Genomic DNA, 20,948 nt, shown 5'->3' with positions numbered 1-20,948 from the left:
CGGCGCAGCCCGTCGCTCAGCGCTGCACAGCCACGTCGGACTCTCACCAACAGGCAGCCGTACGCCCAACGCGCGACGGGCTCGCCGCACCGCCACGACCCCGACCCCACGACGATCCGCAGGCGCAACACACGCGGACGCACCCCTGCCGCAGGCGCAACGCACGCGGACGCCCCATGGCCGAAGACAGCCCCACCCCGCCACGCACTAGGGTGAACGCCCATGACCACCAGCCCCAACGGAACCGATGCCGTCGACCCCGCGGTCCACGAGGAACTCGCACGGCTCCGCGACAGCATCGACAACATCGACGCGGCCGTAGTCCACATGCTCGCCGAACGCTTCAAGGCCACCCAGCAGGTCGGCCTCCTCAAGGCCCGCCACCAGCTCCCCCCGGCCGACCCGGCCCGCGAGGCCCGCCAGATCGCCCGGCTGCGCGCCCTCGCCGAGAGCGCCAAGCTGGACCCGGCCTTCGCTGAGAAGTTCCTCAATTTCATCATCGCCGAGGTGATCCGCCACCACGAGCGCATCGCCGAGGACGCCGTCCACGGCACACGCTCCTGACCTCGACGGACGGCTCCGCGGACGGCACCGGGAAACCCCCCCGACCGCACCGCGACACCTACCGCGGCCCGCCCCCACAACCTGCCGGCGGGCACGGCGCGTCAGCCACCGGGCACAGGCCGTCAGTGTTCGGCCGTAAGCTGGTGGTTCCATCGCGGGAGGGACGTCGGTCATGCCGCCGGATGCCAAGATCCTCATCGTCGACGACCATCAGGACACGCTGTACGCGCTGGAGAGCGCCCTGGCCCCGCTGGGCTACCGGATCGCCCGCGCCACCGGCGGCGACGAGGCCCTGAAACAGGTCCTGCGCGGCCAGGTGGGCCTGCTCCTGCTGGACGTGCGCATGCCCGGCGTCAGCGGCCTGGAGGTCGTCCGCTACATGCGGCGCCTGGAGCAGACCCAGCACATCCCGGTCATCCTGCTCACCGGCTTCGGCCCCGACCAGGAACTGACCTCCGCCGCCTTCGGCCTCGGCGTGGCCGACCTGGTGCTGAAGCCCGTCGACCCCGGGGCCCTGCGCACCAAGGTCCGCTACCTCTACGACGCCCACCAGCGCCAGGTGGCCCTCGAACAGGAGGTACGGACACTGCGCGCCCTCGTCAAGGACCAGCACACCACCCCGGAGACCCTGGTCCCCCTCCAACGCGAAACGGACGCCCACCCCTAAGCCCAACCCACCGCCCGCGCCCCCCTCGCGCCCGCCCCCGCCCGCACCCCCTCGCGCTCGCCTCCGCGCCGCCCCCTCGCCCCCGCGCACCCCCCCAGCGCCCGCGCCCACCCCCAACACCTCCCACCCCCGACGCGGCAAGGGACAAACAGCACGTACCGATCCGCCCCTGTGCCCCGCCTGCGCCATCAGGCAGCATGGCCTGCATGTCCGTACTGACGCGCGACGAAGCGCAGACCCGTGCCCAGCTCCTCGACGTCCACCGCTACACCATCGAGCTCGACCTGACCACCGGCGACGAGACCTTCGAGTCGCAGACGGTCATCCGGTTCACCGCGCGCACGGGCGCGGACACCTTCGTCGAGCTCAGGCCGGCCGAGCTGCGCTCCGTCACCCTCGACGGCGAGCCCCTCGACCCGGGAACCCTGGACGACAACCGGCTGCCCCTGAAGAGCCTCACCGCGGGCGACCACGAGCTGCGCATCCGGGCGAGCATGCGCTACTCCCGCACCGGCGAGGGAATGCACCGCTTCACCGACCCCTCCGACGGCGAGACCTACGTCTACACACAGCTGTTCATGGAGGACGTCCAGCGCGTCTTCGCCGCCTTCGACCAGCCCGACCTGAAGGCCGTCTTCGAGCTGTCCGTCACGGCACCCGAGGGCTGGACCGTCCTGTCCAACGGCATCACCGAACACGTCGGAGACGGCCGCTGGCAGGCCGCGCCCACCCCTCTGATCTCCACCTACCTCGTCGCCGTCGCCGCAGGCCCCTGGCACTCCGTCCGCACCGAACACCGCGGCCTGCCCTTCGGCATCCACTGCCGCCGCTCCCTCGCCCCCCACCTGGACGCCGACGCCGACGAGATCCTCGAGATCACCCGGCAGTGCTACGACCGCTACCACGAGAAGTTCGAGGAGCCCTACCCCTTCGACTCCTACGACCAGGCGTTCGTCCCCGAGTTCAACGCCGGCGCCATGGAGAACCCCGGACTGGTCACCTTCCGCGACGAGTTTGTCTACCGCTCCGCCGTCACCGACACCGAACGCCAGACCCGCGCCATGGTCATCGCCCACGAGATGGCCCACATGTGGTTCGGCGACCTCGTCACCCTCAGGTGGTGGGACGACATCTGGCTGAACGAGTCCTTCGCCGAGTACATGGGCTACCAGACCCTCACCGAAGCCACCCGCTTCACCGACACCTGGGTCGACTTCGGCGTCGTCCGCAAGGCCTGGGGCTACGACGCCGACCAGCGCCCCTCCACCCACCCCGTCGCCCCCGAGAACGTCGAGGACACCGCCTCCGCCCTCCTCAACTTCGACGGCATCTCCTACGCCAAGGGCGCCTCCGCCCTGCGCCAGCTCGTCACCTGGCTCGGCGAGAAGGACTTCCTGGCCGGCATCAACACCCACTTCGCCCGCCACCGGTTCGCCAACGCCACCCTCGCCGACTTCATCGACTCCCTCGCCTCCGCCACCGAACGCGACGTCCACGCCTGGGCCGACGCCTGGCTGCGCACCACCGGCGTCGACACCCTCACCCCCACTCTCACCACCGACGCCGGCACCTGCGCCCTCACCGTCGAACACCACGGCAGCCGCCCCCACCGCATCGCCGTCGGCCTCTACGACCAGGACCTCACCGACGAAGGCCGCCTCACCCTGCGCGAGCGCCTCGACGTCGACGTCCCGCAGAGCGCACCACAGCCCATCGGCAAGCGCCCCGCCCTGCTCCTCCTCAACGACGGCGACCTCACCTACGCCAAGGTCCGCTTCGACACCACGTCCTCCGAAGCCGTCCGCACCGCCCTGTCCCGCCTGCCCGACCCCCTGACCCGCGCCGTCGTCTGGAACGCCCTGCGCGACGCGGTCCGCGACGGCGAACTCGCCCCCACCGCCTACCTCGAGACCGCCCGCACCCACCTCCCGCACGAAACCGACCTCGCCCTCGTCCAGGGCGTCCTCGCGTTCGCCTCCACCCAGGTCGCCGATCGCTACGTCACCCCCGCACAGCGCCCCGCCGCCCTGGCCACCCTGTCCTCCCTCTGCCGCGACCTGATCCGCCGCACCGAGGACGGCGACCACCCCGGCCTGCGCCTGATCGCGGTACGGCACTTCATCGACGTCGCCGCCCACCCCGACACCATCGCCGCCTGGCTCGCCGAGGGCACCGTGCCCGGCGGTCCCGAACTCGACCCCGACCTGCGCTGGCGCGTCCTGGCCCGGCTCGCCGTCCTCGGCGCCACCGACGAGACCACGATCGCCGCCGAACTGCGCAACGACCCCTCCGCCACCGGCCGGGAAGGCGCCGCCCGCTGCCGCGCCGCCCTCCCCGACCCCGAGGCCAAGCGCACCGCCTGGGCCGCCATGTTCGACACCGACGACCTCTCCAACTACCTCTTCACCGCCACCGCCCAGGGCTTCTGGCAGCCCGAACAGGCCGACCTGGTACGCGACTACGTGCCGCGCTTCTACCAGGACGCGGTCACCCTCGCCGCCCGCCGCGGCCCCGCCATCGCCGAAGCCGCCGGCCGCTGGGCCTTCCCCGCACACGCCGTCGACACCGAGAACCTCACCCTCGGCGAGACCTGCCTGACCGAGGCCGACCCCATCCCGGCCCTGCGACGCAAGCTCGTGGACCAACTCGACGACCTGCGCCGGGCGTTGCGCGTGCAGGAAGCGTAAGCACACGGCACGTCCCCGAACGCCGGCCGGTGACACCACCCCGTCCGGCGTTCGAGGACACGCCCCCCAGCCCCGAAGCGGGGGAGGAGACAGCGGCCGGCGACCCCCGGCAGCGCCCACAGCCCCACGCAACACCCTCGCTCACCACCCCCTCTCCCACTTTCGGGTCCAATTCCCCCCGCGGCCAGGGCAGCTCGCCACAACCGGCCACACACTGGGACTCCCCGCCCCGGAGGAGCCCCATGAGCAGCCCCATGAGCCTCCCGCCCCTCGCCTCCAGCCCCGAAGGCCCCACAGGGACCCTGCGGACCCTGCTGGACACCGTCCTCGACGCCCTGCACACCGGCACCCACGCCCGCGGCGGCCCCCTCCCCGCCGGCGGCCCCGCCACCGTCACCGCCCGCGTCCGCGACGCCCTCGGCGACGTCCTGCCCGACGAAGGCGACCCGCTCGCCCTGCCCGCCCTCGTCCACGCCCTCGCCGAAGGCGCCGCCGACCCCGCCCACCCCCTGTGCGCCGCCCACCTGCACGGCCCACCCCTCGCCGTCGCCACCGCGGCCGACCTCGCCGCGTCCGCCCTCAACCCCTCCCTCGACTCCTGGGACCAGGCCCCCGCCGCCTCCGCACTCGAGGCACTCGTCACCCAGGCCCTCGCACGAGAAGCCGGAATGGCCGACGCCCTCGTCACCACCGGCGGCACCGAATCCAACCAACTCGCCCTCCTCCTCGCCCGCGAACAGCACGGCCCCGGCATCCGCCTCGTCCACGGCACCAACGCCCACCACTCCCTGCCCCGCGCCGCCTGGCTCCTCGGCCTGCCCGACCCCGTGGCCGTCCCCACCCCCACCGGCACCCTCGACCCCGCCGCCCTCGACGAAGCCCTCACCCACATCCCCGGCCCGCTCCTGGTCGCGGCCACCGCCGGCACCACCGACGCCGGCCTCATCGACCCCCTCCCCGCCATCGCCGCCGTCGCCGCCGCCCACCACGCCCGCCTCCACATCGACGCCGCCTACGGAGGTGGCCTCCTCTTCAGCGACCGCCACCGACCCCGGCTCACCGGCCTCGACGCCGCCCACACCCTCACCCTCGACCTGCACAAACTCGGCTGGCAACCCGCCGCGGCCGGCCTCCTCGCCCTCCGCGACCCCACCGACCTCGCCCCACTCCACCACCGCGCCGACTACCTCAACCCCGACGACGACACCCACGCCGGCCTCCCCGACCTCCTCGGCCGCTCCCTCCGCACCACCCGACGCCCCGACATCCTCAAGATCGCCGTCACCCTCAAAACCCTCGGCCGCACCGGCCTCGCCACCCTCGTCGAGCAGGTCTGCGCCCTCGCCCACGACTTCGCCGACCTCATCCAGCACCACCCCGCCTTCGAGCTCTACGACCGCCCCACCCTCAGCACCGTCCTGTTCCGACCCGCGCACGCCCCCGACGACACCGTCGCCGCCCTGCGCCGCCACCTCCTCACCGACGGCCGCGCCGTCCTCGGCCGCGCCCACCTCGACGGCCGGCTCTGGCTCAAGACCACCCTCCTCAACCCCCACACCCGCCCCCACGACCTGGCCGCCCTCCTGAAACTGGTGGAAGGACACACCCCCGCATGAACCCCCACCCCGACCCCGACACCCCCCGCGACCTCGTCGGCATCGGCATCGGCCCCAGCAACCTCTCCCTCGCAGCCCTCGCCCACCCCCTCGCCGAACTCGACACCGTCTTCTACGAACAACGCCCCGCCTTCCACTGGCACCCCGGCCTCCTCATCGACGGCGCCCGCATCCAAGTCCCCTTCCTCGCCGACCTCGTCACCCTCGCCGACCCCACCAGCACCTGGACCTTCCTCAACTACCTCAGAACCCGCGACCGCCTCTACCCCTTCTACTTCGCCGAGCGCTTCCACACCCAACGCGCCGAATACGACGCCTACTGCCGCTGGGTCGCCGACCACCTCCCCGGCCTGCACTTCCACCACCAGGTCGACGCCGTCCGCTGGAACCCCGAACGCGACATCTTCGAAGTCGACCACACCCACCTCGACACCGACGCGGAAACCGCGGCCCCGGGCCGCACCTACACCAAGAACGTCGTCCTCGGCATCGGCACCGAACCCCACATCCCCGACCCCCTACGCCCCCTCGTCGACACACCCGGCGTCCCCGTCGTCCACGCCTGCGACTACCTCGACCACCGCACCACCCTCCTCACCGCCGACCACATCACCGTCATCGGCTCCGGACAGTCCGGCGCCGAAGTCTTCCTCGACCTCCTCCGCCACCGCCCCGCAGGCCGCGAACGACTCCACTGGATCGGCCGCACCGAAGCCTTCGCCCCCATGGAGTACTCCAAACTCGGCCTCGAACACTTCACCCCCGACTACACCCGCTACTTCCACGCCCTCCCCGAAGCCGTCCGCGACCGCCTCCTCACCACCCAATGGCAACTGCACAAAGGCATCGACACCACCACCCTCACCGCCATCCACGACGAGCTCTACCGCCGCACCCTCCACGGCGGCTGGCCCGACGCCGTCCTCACCCCCGGCGTCCGCGTCCGCACCGCGGGACGCATCGCCACCACCAAGATCGAACTCCACCTCGAACACGTCCAGCAGAACACCCGCAGCCGCCTCACCACCGACGCCGTCGTCCTCGCCACCGGCCACCGCGAACGCCCACTCGACCGCCTCCTCGCCGGCCTCGACCCCTACCTGCGCCGCGACAGCAGCGGACGCCCCCACATCGACGCCCACTACCGCCTCACCCTCGACCCCGCCATCACCGCCACCGGCAGCGCCGTCTACGTCCAGAACGCCGAACGCCACACCCACGGCGTCGGCGCCCCCGACCTGGGCCTCGCCGCCTGGCGCAGCGCCACCATCCTCAACACCCTCACCGGCAAGGAGACCTACCCCCTGCCCACCCGCACCGCCTTCACCACCTTCGGCCTCGAAACCCGGCCCCCCATCCCCCCGGCCCGACGCCCCCACACCCTCACCCCCCTCGTCGAAGGCCGGTAGACAGCCGACGCCGGCAGACAGCCGAAAGGGCGGCGGAAGCCCTCCTCCCACCGCCCTCCCCACCGAGCCCCTAGAAGACCGGCGTACCGTTCCGCGTCAGACGCCAGTCCACCGACGCGAACTCGGCCGGATCGATCGCCCCCTTCGCCTTCACCCAGGCGATCATCGTGTTACGGATCTCGTCCGAGTTGGACCACACCAACTGCGCCGCAGCCACATGCGGGAAGTTGCCGCCACCGTTCGCCCGGTAGTTGTTCACCGCGAACACGAACCGCTGGTCGTCCGCCAGCGGCGCACCCCCGAACCGCACGTTCGCGATCCGCGACCCCGCCGGCTTCGCGATGTCGATCTCATACGTCAGACCACTCACCGCGTCGTAGTTGTAGTCCGGCGTACCGTTCGCGTTCGTCAGCTTCGCCGGATCCACCACCGCGTCCGCCGCCGTCTGCACGAAGTAGTTCGCCGAGAACTCCAGATACGCCTTCATCTGCGCACCCGTCATCAGACGCGCCTCCAGCGTGTTCTCGAAGACGTACAGACCCGCCACATCCCGGATCGTCACCTCACCCGCCGGAATCACCGCACTGCGCGAGAACGCCGCTGCCTGCGACAACACCGGCAACGCCGCGTACTCCGTGCCCGCCAGCGCCTGCCGCACCGTGTCCGCCTGGATGTGGTTGATCAGATCGATGATCGGCACGTCCTTGTACGGCGCCTCCACCGACGTCATCTCCGCCGCGTTCGTACCGATCACCTGGTTGACGTACGCCACGACCTTCTCGTGCTCGTCACCCAGCAGCTTCACGATCTCCGGGTCCTCCTCCACCGTGTTGGAGTTCAGCACCCGCGCACCCACCGAATCGACCGACCAGCGGCCCTTCCCCCACACCAGCTCGAAGTCGAACAGCGTCAGCCGCTGCCCCCACTTGAGGGGCTCCGACAGCACGACCTGCTTGCCGGTCTCCTTGTTGGTGACGAAGTACTCGGGGATCTCGGTGTGGGCGTGCCCGACCAGAATCGCGTCGATCCCCGGCACCTGCTCGGCCACCAGACCCGCCGCGTTCTCGACGTACGGCAACTGGTCACCGTACGACGACGTACCCGACGAACCACTGTGCGCCGACACGATCACCACGTCCGCACCCATCGAGCGCAGCTTCGGCACCCACTTCGCCGCCTGCTCCTCCAGACCCGGGAACGTCATCCTCCCCTGCACGTTCGCCTTGTCCCAGATCGCGATACCCGGGTTGGTGAGCCCCAGAACCGCCACCTTCACGTCACGCCCGTACGGCGTACGCAGACAGTGCATGCTGTACGGCGGGAACGCCGGCCGCAGCGTCTTCGCGTCCAGCGCGTTGGCACCCAGCAGTGGGAAACGGCACTGCTCCTCGAACTTGCGCAGCACCGGAATGCCGTAGTTGAACTCGTGATTGCCCAGCGCCGCCGCGTCGTAACCGATCGCGTTCATCGCCTGCGCCATCGGATGCACCGGACCACCCTCGGCGGTGATCGGGTCGACCTTGGCGTAGTAGTACGACAACTGCGTGCCCTGGATCGTGTCACCCGCGTCGATCAACAGCGTGTTACGGCGGCCCTTCTCCTCACGAACCCGGTTCACCAGCGTGGAGATCTTCGCCAGACCGACGTCGTTGCGCGCCTTGTCGTCGAACTCCCGGTCCGTGAAGTAGTCCCAGTTGAAGACATTGCCGTGCAGGTCCGTCGTGCCCATCACGGTGAACGCGTACCGCTTCACCGGCTTCGCGGGCGTCTTCGCCCCCGCCGCCTCCGCCGGAGCCGCAGCCGCCCCCACGATCGCCACTCCCGCCCCGGTCACGGCGGACTTCTTCAGGAACTTCCGGCGGTTCAACGGCATGTCTGGCTCTCCTAGGGACTACGACCAACGACGCGCGTAGATAACGCGCGTAGATTCTGACCCGGCCATGCCGAACCACAACAGGCCCCGCAGGTTTCGATCTGATGACCTCACCCGTACCACTCCGCCCCCATAACCAGGTAAGGACTGCCAGAGTGGGGCGTATGACCACTCCCGCCGACACCCCGCCCCCCACCCCCTACGGCACCCCCCACGCCCCCCTCCTCACCGTCCGCGGCGAAACCACCCTCGACGTCGACCCCGAGATCGCCCGCATCGGCATCACCGTCACCGCCCGCGGCCGCGACCGCCGCACCACCCTCGACGACCTCACCCGCCGCAACACCACCGTCCTCGACCTCATCAAGTCCTACGGCGACACCGTCGAGAACCTCTCGACCGGCTCCCTCTCCATCTCCCCCGAACTCACCCCCCACGGCCGCGGCGAACGCATCCGCAACTACCACGGCCACGTCCACATCACCACCGAACTCACCGACTTCACCGCCCTCGGCGAACTCACCACCCGCCTCGCCGACCTCGACCTCACCCGCGTCGACGGCCCCTGGTGGGAACTCCGCCCCACCTCACCCGTCCACCGCCAAGCCCGCCGACAAGCCGTACACGAAGCAGTCCGACGCGCCCACGAATACGCCGACGCCCTCGGCACCACCGTCGCCGCCCTCGTCGAACTCACCGACACCGGCACCCACGGCCCCCACCCCCGCGCCACCTTCGACCGCCGAACCGTCCGCATGTCCGCGACCGCCGAACCCGAAACCACCCCCGAAACACTCGACCTCGAACCCCGACGCCTCCGCGTCCAAGCCGAGGTCAGCGCGCAATTCACCATGGTCCCCCCGCGCCTGTAATTCACCCGTTCGAGGAAAGGAAAGGTGGCCCGACGTGCTCATCGGAGCAACAGGGCGCACAATTCACCCCTTGTCAACAAGCGTTCACCCAAAGGCCGTTGAGCAGTCACGCCCCACCAATTCCCTACCCGGCGGTAAGTCATAGGCTCGAACCATGCGCCGAGCAAAAATCGTCTGCACCCTGGGCCCCGCAACCCACACCTACGACCAAATCAAAGCCCTGGTCGAAGCCGGAATGGACGTCGCCCGCCTCAACCTCAGCCACGGCACCCACGCCGAACACGAGGAGCGCTACCGGCACGTCCGCAAGGCCGCCGACGAAACCGGCCGCAGCGTCGGCATCCTCGCCGACCTCCAGGGTCCGAAAATCCGCCTCGGCCGCTTCACCGAAGGCCCCGTACTCCTCGAACGCGGAGACATTTTCACCATCACCGTCGAAGAAGGCGTCGAAGGCAACCGCCACACCTGCGGAACCACCTACGCCGGCCTCGCCACCGACGTCACCGAGGGCGAGCGCATCCTCGTCGACGACGGCAAGGTCACCCTCGAAGTCACCCAGGTCGACGGCCCCCGCGTCCACACCCAAGTGGTCGAAGGCGGCATCATCTCCGACCACAAAGGCCTCAACCTCCCCGGAGTGGCCGTATCCGTCCCCGCACTCTCCAAAAAGGACGAGGACGACCTGCGCTGGGCGCTACGCACCGGCCTCGACGTCATCGCACTGTCGTTCGTCAGAAGCGGCAAGGACATCATGGACGTCCACCGCGTCATGGACGACGAAGGCCGCCGCCTCCCGGTCATCGCCAAAGTGGAAAAACCCCAGGCCGTCGAGAACATCGACGACATCGTGGCCGCCTTCGACGGCGTCATGGTCGCCCGCGGCGACCTCGGCGTCGAAATGCCCCTCGAACAAGTCCCCATCGTCCAAAAACGCGCCATCAAACTGGCCAAACGCAACGCCAAACCGGTCATCGTCGCCACTCAGATGCTCGACTCCATGATCGAGAACTCCCGCCCCACCCGCGCCGAGGCCTCCGACGTCGCCAACGCCATCATCGACGGCACCGACGCGGTGATGCTCTCCGGCGAGACCAGCGTCGGCAAATACGCCGTCCAGACGGTCCGCACCATGGCCAAGATCGTCGAAGCAGCGGAGGAGGACATCCTGGCCAAAGGCCTCCCGCCCCTCACAGAGCTGAACAAACCCCGCACCCAGGGCGGCGCCGTCGCCCGCGCCGCAGCGGAGATCGGCGACTTCCTCGGCGCCAAGTTCCTCGTCGCCTTCACCCAGTCGGGCGACACCGCCCGCCGCCTCTCCCGCTACCGCTCCCCGATCCCCCTCCTGGCCTTCACCCCCGAACCGGCGACCCGCTCCCAGCTCAGCGCGACCTGGGGCGTCGAGACCTTCCTGGGCCCCCACGTCGACTCCACGGACGCGATGGTCGACCAGGTGGACGAACTCCTGCTCAGGTACGGCCGCTGCCGCAAGGGCGACGTGGTCGTCATCACGGCCGGCTCACCTCCCGGCGTCTCGGGCTCGACGAACCTGGTACGGGTGCACCACATCGGGGAGGACGACAAGTAGGGGCAGGGGAGGGGGTCAGTACGTGGGGCCCACGTAGGTGTCGAGGAGGGCGACGGAGGCCTTCCGGGCCACCGAGATGTCGTACGGGTTCCCGTTGCGAGTGCAGTGCGTCCACTCGATGCCCAGCTTGTCGAGCGTCTCGGTGTAGAGGCGGCGGATGACGTCCGACACGTTGGTGAACAAGTACCGGGGGTATTCGTAGCGCTTGCGCTCACCCTTGACCATGCGGGTCGTCCAGTTGGTGATGCGGCATCCGTCGGAGTGGATGAGGCCCCGGACGAACTCCCAGGGGTGGGCGTCGACGACGGCCTGCTGCCAGGCTTCGAGGACGATGGGAAGCTCGTGCTTCTTGCCGGGGCCGTGTTGGGGGAACACACAGGTCCAGTGCTTGCTGAACGACTTGACGTCGACGCACCCCAACCGCTGGAGGCGGGTGGTATTGGGCCAGGGCAGTACCTTGCGCATCGCGTCTTCGGCGGCGGCGATCAGTCCCGGCCATGAAGCCGTGCAAGTGATCATCAGGTAGTGCTGTCTCGGCTTGGAAATGATATATCCGTCGCCAAGATAGAGACCCAGCAGATAGGCATACGCTGCGGCGTCTTCTGGGGCACTGGGTGGACCTTGGCATCGGAAGCAGGGAGGAGTCCGCTCCAACGGCTCAAGGCGGGTAAGCCAGTGGCGGATTGCCGAACGGGAGATGCCCGTTTCCCTGCTCACCGAGTGCAGACTGCGGCCCTGTGCCACCAGTACGAGTGCTCGTTTGCGCGTGCTGACGTCGTACATGGGAACACCCTGCGGGAGCGATCGCCGCGACGCGCAGCAGAAAGCGGATATTCACGGAATGGGGCAATCCGCTCCGCAAGGTCAACCTTGGAAATGAAGGAAAAGTGCCCCGGGTGGGATTCGAACCCACGCTGTCGGTGGTTTGAGCACCGTGTCTCTTCCGCTGGACTACCGGGGCTTCCTCTGAAACAAAGGCAGGCTCCCACCCGCCGTGACCCCACCTTACCGCAGCTGGGTAGGCTCTTGTCAGCAGTACCCCTGCCCTGAACGAGGAGCCTTCGTGACCGCCCCCGAGTCGCCCCAGCCCGTAGACGCGCCCGACGACGACAAGTCGCACGTGCCTCCGCTGACGACCCGTGTCGTCATCGCCGAGGACGAGGCCCTGATCCGGCTCGACCTCAAAGAGATGCTGGAGGAGGAGGGCTACAGCGTCGTCGGTGAGGCCGGTGACGGCGAGCAGGCGATCGAGCTCGCCCGTGAGCACCAGCCGGATCTCGTGATCCTCGATGTGAAGATGCCGAAGATGGACGGTATCTCCGCCGCCGAGAAGATCGCGGAGGAGCGGATCGCGCCGGTGCTGATGCTGACGGCGTTCTCGCAGCGCGACCTGGTGGAGCGGGCGCGGGACGCCGGTGCGATGGCGTATCTGGTGAAGCCGTTCAGCAAGAGTGACGTGGTGCCGGCGATCGAGATGGCGGTGTCGCGGTTCACGGAGTTGAAGGAGCTGGAGAAGGAGGTCGCGGACCTCACCCAGCGGCTGGAGACGCGGAAGCTGGTGGACCGGGCGAAGTCGATCCTGCAGACGGAGTACGGGCTGACGGAGCCGGCCGCGTTCCGGTGGATCCAGAAGACGTCGATGGACCGGCGGATGTCGATGCAGCAGGTGGCTGAGGCGGTCATTCAGGACGCGGAGGAGAAGAAGGCGTCCAAGGGCTGAGCGGCCCGCGGCTGATACGACGGCGAGGCCCGCACCCCCGGAGAAGTGGGGTGCGGGCCTCGTCGTGTCGGAGGGACGTGCCGTGGGCTCAGTCCTCGCCGAGGTACGCCTTGCGGACGGACTCGTCGTGGAGGAGGTCCTGTCCGGTGCCGGAGAGGACGATCTTGCCGATCTCCATGACGTGGCCCTGGTCGGCGAGGGAGAGGGCGGCCTGGGCGTTCTGTTCGACGAGGAGGATCGTCGTGCCCTGGGCCTTGAGCTCGGCGATGGTCGACATGATCTTCTGCATCATGATCGGGGAGAGGCCCATGGAGGGCTCGTCGAGCATGAGCAGTTTCGGCTGCGACATGAGTGCGCGGCCCATGGCGAGCATCTGCTGTTCGCCGCCGGAGAGGGTGCCGGCGGCCTGCTTGCGACGTTCGCCCAGGATGGGGAAGAGGTCGTAGGCGCGCTGGACGTCCTTTTCGATGCCGGCCTTGTCGCTGCGCAGGAAGGCGCCGAGGTACAGGTTGTCCTCGATGGTCATGCGCGGGAAGATGTGCCGGCCTTCGGGGGAGTGGGCGAGGCCGAGGGAGACGATGTTGTGGGCGGGGACCTTCTTCAGTGACTTGCCGTCGAACTTGATCTGTCCGCCGACGGGCTTGAGCAGTCCTGAGAGGGTGCGCAGGGTGGTCGTCTTGCCGGCGCCGTTGGTGCCGATGAGGGTGACGACCTCGCCGGCGTCGACTTTGAAGGAGATGCCCTTGACGGCTTCGATCTTGCCGTAGGCGACCCGGAGGTCCTCTACTTCGAGCAGTGCGGTCATCGGTCGTTCTCCTTGCCGGGCGCGGCGTCCGTGGTGGGCTCGGCTTGTGCCTCGGCTGCCTCGACTTCCGCGACCTCCTCCTTGCCGGGTGCGTCTTCGTAGGGTTCGCCGAGGTAGGCGGCGACGACGCGTTCGTCGCCCTGGACGGTGGCGCTGTCGCCTTCGACGAGTTTTTCGCCCTGGACGAGGACGGCGACGCGGTCGCAGAGGTTGAAGATGAAGCGCATGTCGTGCTCGATGACGAGGACGGCGATGCCCTTGTCGCGGATGGCGAAGACGAGTTCTTCGGTGGCGCGCGTTTCCTGGGGGTTCATGCCGGCGGTGGGCTCGTCCAGGAGCAGGAGTCCCGGTTCGCTCGCGAGTGCCCGGGCGATTTCCAGCTTGCGCTGTTCGCCGTAGGGGAGGTTGCGGGCGAGGTGTTCGGCCTTGGCGTCGAGGCCGACGAACTCCAGGAGTTCCATGGCGCGTTCGCGGGAGGCTGCTTCGGCCTTGTGGAATCCGGGGCCGCGCAGCAGCGCGGACCACAGGCCTTCCTTGGTGCGGGTGTGGCGGCCGACGAGGACGTTTTCCAGGACCGTCATGTTGGCGAACAGGCGGATGTTCTGGAAGGTGCGGGCGATGCCGGCCGCGGTGACCTTGAAGGACTTGGGGGGCAGGACCTGGCCTTTGTACCGGACTTCGCCCTCGGTGGGGATGTAGAGGCCGGTGAGGCAGTTGAAGAAGGTGGTCTTGCCAGCGCCGTTGGGGCCGATGAGTCCGACGATCTCGCCGCTGTTGACGGTGAGGTCGACGTTGCGTACGGCGGTGAGTCCGCCGAAGCGCATGGTGACGCCGCGGGCGTCGAGGACGGTTTCGCCGGGGGCGGTGGCGCCCGGGGCGGTGTCCTTGGTGGTGGTGTCGGTAGTCATGGTTGTCAGGCCCCTGCCTTGCTGAGGACTGCGGGTGCTTCGGCCTCTTCGTGGAATTCGAGTTGGCGGCGCCGGTTCGGGATGAGGCCTTCCGGACGGAAGCGCATGAGCAGCACGAGGGTGAGTCCGAAGGCGAAGAGCTGGTAGTCGCCGAGGAACTGGAGCTTGGCCGGGATCAGGTAGAGGAGTGCGGCGCCGACGAGGGGCCCGCTGATGGTGCCCATGCCGCCGAGGACGACGGCGGCGAGGAGGAAGGCCGAGTTGGGCGGTACCACGTGGGCGAACTGGTACTGCTCGGGTGTCACGGTGTAGGTGACGTGGGCCTGGACGGTGCCGGCGAGGCCGGCGAGGGCGGCGCCGAGGGCGAAGGCGATGAGCTTGACCCTGAAGCCGTTGATGCCCATGGCCAGGGCGGCCGTCTCGTCCTCGCGGATGGCGACCCAGGCGCGGCCGATGCGGGAGTCGCCGCTGCGCCGGAAGACCACGACCACGACCAGCGTGATGAGGAGCATCAGCAGGAAGTAGTTGGCGAAGCGGGCGATGGTGAAGCCGAGGAAGGAGTGTTCCTGGCCGAAGTCGAACCCGAAGATGTTGAGGTTCGGGACCGACGAGATGCCGTTGGAGCCGTTGGTGATGTCGGGGCCGGAGGTGCCGTCCATGTTGAGGACGGTGATGCGGAAGATCTCGCCGAAGCCGAGCGTCACGATGGCGAGGTAGTCGCCGCGCAGCCGCAGGGTGGGGGCACCGATGATGACGCCGAAGATCATGGCGACGGCGGCGCCGAGGAGGGCGGAGGCCCAGAACGGCAGGTGGATGTCGAAGGGTGAGGAGGGCGAGCCGGAGACCATGGCCGCGGTGTAGGCGCCGACGCCGAGGAAGGCGACGTAGCCGAGGTCGAGGAGGCCGGCGAGGCCGACGACGATGTTCAGGCCGAGGGCGACGGTGGCGAAGATGAGGATGTAGACGCCGATGGTCGCGTACTGGTCGTCGGACTGGGTGAAGGGGAAGGCGGCGGCTGCGACGAACGCGCCGATCATCGTCACGTTGCGGTGCTTGGAGGTGAGCGCGGAGACCCGGGCCACGAGCCCGGCCTTCGCGGCGGCACCGAAGCCGAAGCCGGCGGTGAGGAGGAAGCCGATGAACAGTTCGTCGTACTCGGTGCCGATGCCGTAGGTGAAGACGGTCAGGCCGAGGGCGAGGGCCGCGACGATGATGAGGATCTCGGCGTACGCGGGGAGCTTGCGCGCGGGGGCGACGGGGCCGGTGGCGAAGGCGGCCTTGATGACGGTCCAGTTGTTGCGCCGGTTGTGGCGGTACTGCTCCCAGGCGCTGTCCTCGGGGTCGGCCGGTTCGGTCTCCGGCCGCTGGAAGGGCAGGGCGAGCGCGCCCAGCAGTGCGACCAGGGTGGCCACGGCGACGACCCAGCCGCCGGGCTCCAGGTTGACGAGGCCGCCGAGCTTGGAGCTGATGGCGAGGATGGTGTACCAGGCGGTGGCGAAGGTGCCGAGTGCGGCGAGCTTGAGTGCGCTGTCGGCGCCGGCGGGGGTGAGCCAGCGCAGGCCCTTGACGCCGTAGGAGGCGAGGCCGAGGAGCGTGGTGAGTGCGCCGCCTATGAGGACGAGGACCTGGAGGCCGCCCGGGTAGCCGTAGACGGTGAGGTCGCCGGGGAAGGCGGCGGTCCAGGTCCAGGCGAGGAAGGTGGAGACGATGGTGAGGGCGCCGCCCGCGGTGGCGAGGGCGCGGCCGGTGTGCGGGGGGATGCCCACGAGGCTGTGGGTGGTGGCGCCCGTGGTCTTGTCGGGCGTCTGCGGTGCGGTGGTCTGTGTGGTCATCGGTGTCACGCCCTGTCCGCCACGCGCTCGCCGAGCAGGCCCTGGGGCCGGAAGAGGAGCACGAGGATGAGGAGTACGAACGCCCAGACGTTGGCCCAGGACTGGCTGCCGAACTGCTCCATGCCGGGGATGTCGGAGATGTAGGCGGTGGACAGTGCTTCGGCGACGCCGAGGACGAGTCCGCCGAGCATGGCGCCGTAGATGTTGCCGATGCCGCCGAGGACGGCCGCGGTGAAGGCCTTGAGGCCGAGGATGAAGCCCATGCGGAACTGGACTTCGCCGTACTTGAGGCCGTAGGCGACGGATCCGACGGCGGCGAAGGCGGCGCCGAGGGCGAAGGCGACCACGATGATGCGGTCGGTGTTGATGCCCATGAGCTTGGCGGTGTCCGGGTCCTGCGCGGTGGCCTGCATGCCGCGGCCGGTGCGGGTCTTCATGACGAAGTAGGCGAGGATGGCCATGCTGATGGGGGCGGCGGCCAGCAGGAAGACGTCACCGGTCTGGATGGTGACGCCGCCGATCTCGAAGGGGCCGCCTTCGATCTGCGGGAAGGTGATCGCGGACCGGGCGTCCGGGTACCAGGCCCACACCGCCTGCTGGAGGGCGAGCGAGAGGCCGATGGCCGTGATGAGGGGGGCGAGGCGTGGGGCCGTGCGCAGGGGCCGGTAGGCGAAGCGTTCGGCTCCTACGGCGACGAGGACGGCGACGATGATGCCGCCGATGAGCATGAGGGGGAGCGCCACCCACATCGACGTGCCGTCGGGCAGCACGTAGAGGTACATGGTGAGGGCGCCGAAGCCGCCCACCATGAAGATCTCGCCGTGGGCGAAGTTGATGAGCTGGACGATGCCATAGACCATCGTGTAGCCGATGGCGACCAGCCCGTACATGGATCCCAGTAGCAGGCCGTTGACCAGCTGCTGCGGCAGTTCGTTCACCGCATGTCCTCCGAGACGTTCGGATAGTCGAGGGATGTGACCGGATGTGAGTACGCGCGGGGCGCCTTGGTGCAGCGCCCCGCGCGGCTCATGGATGGGTGCGGGTGTGGGTCAGCCGGTGTAGGTGCCGGACTTCACGGCCTTCCACTGACCGCCCTCGACGGCGTAGACGGTGAGCTGCTTGTTGGTCGCGTCACCGTACTCGTCGAAGGACACCTTGCCGGTCACGCCGTCGAAGGAGACGTTCTGCATGGCCTCGGTGACCTTGGCGCGGGCGTCGTCGGGGAGCTTGCCGTCGTTGTCGGCGACGACCTTCTTCACGGCCTCGATGATCGCCCAGGCGGAGTCGTAGGAGTAGCCGCCGTAGGCCTCGTAGGCCTCCTTGTAGCCCTCGGTCTTGTAGTTGGCGACGAACTCCTTGGCGGAGGGGAGCTCCTCGACCGGGGCGCCGACGGAGGTGGCGAGGTCGCCGGTGCCGCTGGTGCCGGCCAGCTTGATGAAGTCGGCGCTGTAGATGCCGTCGCCGCCGACCAGCGGGATCTTGGCGCCCGCGGCCTTGATCTGCTTGCTGAGCGGGCCGGCCTGCGGGTACTCGCCGCCGTAGTAGACGACGTCGGCGCCGGACGACTTGACCTTGGTGGCGACCGCGGAGAAGTCCTTGGTGTCGGGGTCGATGTGCTCGGTGCCCACGACCTGGCCGCCGAGCTTCTTGAACTCCTCGGTGAAGGTGGCGGCCAGACCGGCGCCGTAGGTCTTCTTGTCGTCGATGACGAAGACCTTCTTCTTCTTGGCGTCGTTGAAGATGTACTGCGCGGCGAACGGGCCCTGGACGGCGTCCGTGGTCGCGGTGCGGAAGTACGACTTGTACGGGCGGGCCTTCTCGGTCTGCCACTTCGGGCCCTGGGTCAGGGCCGGGTTGGTGTTGGCGGGCGAGACCTGGGTGAGCTTGGCGTCGTCGAAGACCTTCTGCATCGACTCGGCGACGGAGGAGTTCAGCGGTCCGACGACACCGAGGACGTCGTCGTTGGCGACGAACTTGGTGGCGTTCTGCTGGCCGGAGGAGGGCTGCGCCTGGTCGTCGAGGGCTTCGACCTTGAAGGTCACGCCGTCGACGGTCTTCTCCTTGTTGGCCGTCTTGGCGGCGAGGTCGACGGAGTTCTTGATGCCGAGACCCAGCGCGGACAGGTCCCCGGTGAGCGGCGCGTCGACGCCGATGACGACGGTGGTGCCTCCGCTGCCTTCGGAGTCCGAGCCACCGCTATCGTCGCGCGAGCCGCAGGCGGTGAGGGTGAGTGCTCCCGCCGCCAGCGCGGCGGTGATGGCGATGAGCGAACGTTGACGCACGATCAGTCCTTTCCCTGGCACGGCCCTTTCCCCCTGGAAGGGGCCGAGTCGATCGCTGGTCCGGAGTGACTTTCCGACCGCGCGGTGACTGGCCGTGACTCTAAACGGGTGAAGGGAACGTGGAGGAGGCTCTGACCAAGGCTGTGACGCTCTTGTTATGACACGAGGTAATGCAGAGCGGTACTGGAGGGGTGGAACAGCGAATTTCAGGCCGATTCGCCCTGTCCGCATAGTGAGAACTCCCAGGACGCGGCCCGAAGGTTTCAGGTGTCTCAAGTGTTTTGGTGATTACCGGAAATCGTTGCTACAGGCGACTTCCACGGTCTGGGGAAGGTCCTGGGCATAGCGCGGGCCGAGGAGGAAACTGTGTACCTGTATTGCGCACGCATTACGCAGAGTTACGTCCAGGAAAGGGAGTCCGGCGTTCCATGGCACTTTTCCGCATTCGGTCACCCGCATCGTGATGACGATCTTGCGGGCGGAACCCGGCGTCGTGCCGAAGGGTGCCCGGGGCGCGGAGGCCGGAAGGATTCCGGCGCAGGGCTGCGACAGGCGCGTCGTGGTGACCGGCGGACCGGACTCGACGCTCAGGACCACCTCGAAGGCGGAGGCCGGGGGCGGGGTGCCGGCCGGTACGGCGCGCGTGCCGAGGTGGGAGACGTCCACGACCTGGGACGGGTGGGGCGGTTCGGCCCTCGCCTGACCGTCGTCGTGGGGGCGGGTGACGCAGAGGTGGCCGCCGGCCGCGAGGAGGACGGCGGCCGCCAGGACCGCGAGGGCGGCCCGGCGGTGGCCGTCGTGGTACCGGGCCAGGCGCCCGCGCGGGCGGGGAGGGCCGCTGCCGGGGGCGTCGGTGTCCCGCCACACGCGCGTGTCCTCCCGCGCGCGCGTGCCCTCGCCGGGCTCGACGGGGCCGATACCGCTCACTGCCAGGGGCCCCTGCCGGGGCCTCCGGAGCGGTACCACTTCTCGCAGCCGGCCCGTGCCTCGCGGTCGATCAACGCGTCGGCGGCCTCGGCGCCTCGACGCTCCCGCTCGGCGCGCGCCGCGTCCACGACGGTCCGCAGGATGCCGTACTGACCGTTGGACAGCCCCATCGACTGGTAGTCCCCGTACGTATCGCTGTCCAGCACCTCGCGCGACCAGTGGGCGACGATCCGGGTGCACAGCACCTCGGGAGGGGTGGCCGACGGCGAGGGCGTGCCCTTCGCCTCCGCACCGCCCGCGCCGCCGCATCCGGTCGTCATCGCGGTCGTCACCAGGCCCGTGGCGAGCGCGAGCCCGAGTGATCTCGCCGCCCCCGGCCAGTGGATCCCTGCCGTTGCCATGCCCAGACGCTAGGCCGCCCGGCGGGCGGGGGCAACGGTCCCGGCGGCCGAGGGCGGGCCGGGGGCCGAGGGCGGTCCGGGGGGCGGGAGCGGGCCGGGGGCCGGACACCCGGCCCGAGGGGGCGAGGTGCCGGGTGCCCGGCGTCGGGCCGGGCGCCGCCGATGGCCGGGCGCGTCGCCCGAGCGGCGGCTCCCCGTTCCGCGTGAAGGGGGGGGCGGAGTCGGTTCCCTCCGCCGGCCGGCCCCGCCCCGGCGCACGTCAGCCGGCCGCGCCCCCGGCCCCGGCACACGTCAGCCGGCCGCCCCCACGCGCGCCGCGTCGCCCGGGTTCACGTCCCGCAGCAGACACGTCAGCCGGGCCGTGCACACCCGCCGCCCCGCCTCGTCACTGATCACGATCTCGTACGTCGCCGTGGAGCGCCCCCGGTGCACGGGCGTGGCCACGCCGGTGACCAGGCCGGAGCGCGCCCCCCGGTGGTGGGTGCAGTTGAGGTCGACACCGACGGCGATCTTGGAGCTGCCGCCGTGCAGCATCGAGCCGACCGAGCCGAGGGTCTCCGCGAGGACCGCGGAGGCGCCGCCGTGCAGCAGCCCGTACGGCTGGGTGTTGCCCTCCACCGGCATCGTGCCCACGACCCGGTCCGCGGACGCCTCGACGATCTGCACGCCCATGCGCGTGCCGAGGTGGCCGGCGGAGAAGAGGGCCTGCAGGTCGACGCCGAGCGCCGCGTACTCGTCGATGACCTCTTGCGGGAACTTCACGTGCTGCTGCTCGCCCATGGGGCCGTGCTCCGTTCGTC

18 protein-coding genes and 1 tRNA gene are annotated in these 20,948 nt (G+C 69.6%); 8 read left to right on the top strand and 11 right to left on the bottom strand.

All coding sequences use genetic code 11. The annotated features are described in order from the left end of the window. Nucleotides 1–222: 222 nt before the first annotated feature. From ACIBBD_RS22765 to ACIBBD_RS22745, 5 genes are all read left to right on the top strand, one after another. Nucleotides 223–564, top strand: a complete 342-nt coding sequence (locus ACIBBD_RS22765) for a chorismate mutase (protein ID WP_399421303.1) — start codon at nt 223–225, stop codon at nt 562–564. A 172-nt stretch (nt 565–736) separates the two neighbouring features. Continuing rightward, nucleotides 737–1,231 carry a two-component system response regulator gene (locus tag ACIBBD_RS22760; protein WP_399421302.1) on the top strand — a complete coding sequence of 165 codons (495 nt, stop codon included), beginning with the start codon at nt 737–739 and terminating at the stop codon, nt 1,229–1,231. Nucleotides 1,232–1,437: 206 nt separating this feature from the next. Continuing rightward, the gene (gene pepN / locus ACIBBD_RS22755; protein WP_399421301.1) at nt 1,438–3,918 is read left to right on the top strand and encodes an aminopeptidase N; all 2,481 of its coding nucleotides are present in this window, start codon (nt 1,438–1,440) and stop codon (nt 3,916–3,918) included. A gap of 254 nt (nt 3,919–4,172) precedes the next feature. Then, complete coding sequence (locus tag ACIBBD_RS22750) at nt 4,173–5,534, top strand: pyridoxal phosphate-dependent decarboxylase family protein (protein WP_399421313.1); 1,362 nt, start codon at nt 4,173–4,175, stop codon at nt 5,532–5,534. After that, nucleotides 5,531–6,943, top strand: coding sequence for a lysine N(6)-hydroxylase/L-ornithine N(5)-oxygenase family protein (locus ACIBBD_RS22745; protein ID WP_399421300.1), 1,413 nt, complete (start codon nt 5,531–5,533; stop codon nt 6,941–6,943). Before ACIBBD_RS22750 ends, ACIBBD_RS22745 begins: the two co-directional genes overlap by 4 nt. A gap of 70 nt (nt 6,944–7,013) precedes the next feature. Here ACIBBD_RS22745 and ACIBBD_RS22740 read toward each other — a convergent pair whose 3' ends face one another. Next, nucleotides 7,014–8,816, bottom strand: a complete 1,803-nt coding sequence (locus tag ACIBBD_RS22740) for a bifunctional metallophosphatase/5'-nucleotidase (RefSeq protein ID WP_399421299.1) — start codon at nt 8,814–8,816, stop codon at nt 7,014–7,016. Between the two features lie 164 nt (nt 8,817–8,980). On the opposite strand from ACIBBD_RS22740, the gene ACIBBD_RS22735 reads away from it, so the two are divergent. Both ACIBBD_RS22735 and pyk read left to right on the top strand, forming a co-directional pair. Beyond that, nucleotides 8,981–9,688 carry an SIMPL domain-containing protein gene (locus tag ACIBBD_RS22735; protein ID WP_399421298.1) on the top strand — a complete coding sequence of 236 codons (708 nt, stop codon included), beginning with the start codon at nt 8,981–8,983 and terminating at the stop codon, nt 9,686–9,688. A 154-nt stretch (nt 9,689–9,842) separates the two neighbouring features. Then, entirely contained in the window at nt 9,843–11,273 is a 1,431-nt protein-coding gene (gene pyk / locus ACIBBD_RS22730; protein WP_399421297.1) for a pyruvate kinase, read from the top strand. 15 nt (nt 11,274–11,288) lie between these two features. Here the strand turns inward: pyk and ACIBBD_RS22725 are convergent, their stop codons facing one another. Together ACIBBD_RS22725 and ACIBBD_RS22720 are read right to left on the bottom strand one after the other, a co-directional pair. Then, nucleotides 11,289–12,056: a helix-turn-helix domain-containing protein gene (locus ACIBBD_RS22725; RefSeq protein WP_399421296.1), complete on the bottom strand. Its 768-nt coding sequence runs from the start codon at nt 12,054–12,056 to the stop codon at nt 11,289–11,291. Between the two features lie 105 nt (nt 12,057–12,161). Then, nucleotides 12,162–12,234 (bottom strand) — tRNA-Leu (locus ACIBBD_RS22720). A gap of 102 nt (nt 12,235–12,336) precedes the next feature. Between ACIBBD_RS22720 and ACIBBD_RS22715 the strand changes: the two genes are divergently transcribed. After that, nucleotides 12,337–12,993: an ANTAR domain-containing response regulator gene (locus ACIBBD_RS22715; RefSeq protein WP_399421295.1), complete on the top strand. Its 657-nt coding sequence runs from the start codon at nt 12,337–12,339 to the stop codon at nt 12,991–12,993. Nucleotides 12,994–13,081: 88 nt separating this feature from the next. Here ACIBBD_RS22715 and ACIBBD_RS22710 read toward each other — a convergent pair whose 3' ends face one another. From ACIBBD_RS22710 to ACIBBD_RS22675, 8 genes are all read right to left on the bottom strand, one after another. Next, complete coding sequence (locus ACIBBD_RS22710) at nt 13,082–13,798, bottom strand: ABC transporter ATP-binding protein (protein ID WP_399421294.1); 717 nt, start codon at nt 13,796–13,798, stop codon at nt 13,082–13,084. Further along, nucleotides 13,795–14,706, bottom strand: coding sequence for an ABC transporter ATP-binding protein (locus ACIBBD_RS22705; protein ID WP_399421293.1), 912 nt, complete (start codon nt 14,704–14,706; stop codon nt 13,795–13,797). The genes ACIBBD_RS22710 and ACIBBD_RS22705 overlap by 4 nt, the downstream gene beginning before the upstream one ends. 5 nt (nt 14,707–14,711) lie before the next feature. Continuing rightward, the gene (locus ACIBBD_RS22700) at nt 14,712–16,538 is read right to left on the bottom strand and encodes a branched-chain amino acid ABC transporter permease (protein ID WP_399421292.1); all 1,827 of its coding nucleotides are present in this window, start codon (nt 16,536–16,538) and stop codon (nt 14,712–14,714) included. Nucleotides 16,539–16,543: 5 nt separating this feature from the next. Beyond that, entirely contained in the window at nt 16,544–17,476 is a 933-nt protein-coding gene (locus tag ACIBBD_RS22695) for a branched-chain amino acid ABC transporter permease (protein ID WP_399421291.1), read from the bottom strand. 111 nt (nt 17,477–17,587) lie between these two features. After that, a complete protein-coding gene (locus tag ACIBBD_RS22690; RefSeq protein ID WP_399421290.1) occupies nt 17,588–18,820 on the bottom strand; it encodes a branched-chain amino acid ABC transporter substrate-binding protein in 1,233 nt (410 codons plus the stop codon). A 288-nt stretch (nt 18,821–19,108) separates the two neighbouring features. Further along, nucleotides 19,109–19,747: a Tat pathway signal sequence domain protein gene (locus tag ACIBBD_RS22685; protein ID WP_399421289.1), complete on the bottom strand. Its 639-nt coding sequence runs from the start codon at nt 19,745–19,747 to the stop codon at nt 19,109–19,111. After that, entirely contained in the window at nt 19,744–20,148 is a 405-nt protein-coding gene (locus tag ACIBBD_RS22680; RefSeq protein WP_399421288.1) for a hypothetical protein, read from the bottom strand. Before ACIBBD_RS22680 ends, ACIBBD_RS22685 begins: the two co-directional genes overlap by 4 nt. A 291-nt stretch (nt 20,149–20,439) precedes the next feature. After that, complete coding sequence (locus ACIBBD_RS22675; protein ID WP_399421287.1) at nt 20,440–20,928, bottom strand: PaaI family thioesterase; 489 nt, start codon at nt 20,926–20,928, stop codon at nt 20,440–20,442. Nucleotides 20,929–20,948 lie beyond the last annotated feature (20 nt).

The organism is Streptomyces sp. NPDC051315 (assembly GCF_044455165.1).
Lineage (GTDB): Bacteria > Actinomycetota > Actinomycetes > Streptomycetales > Streptomycetaceae > Streptomyces.
Note: the sequence above shows the minus strand (reverse complement) of the source record. Positions and strands in the feature narration are given on the sequence as shown.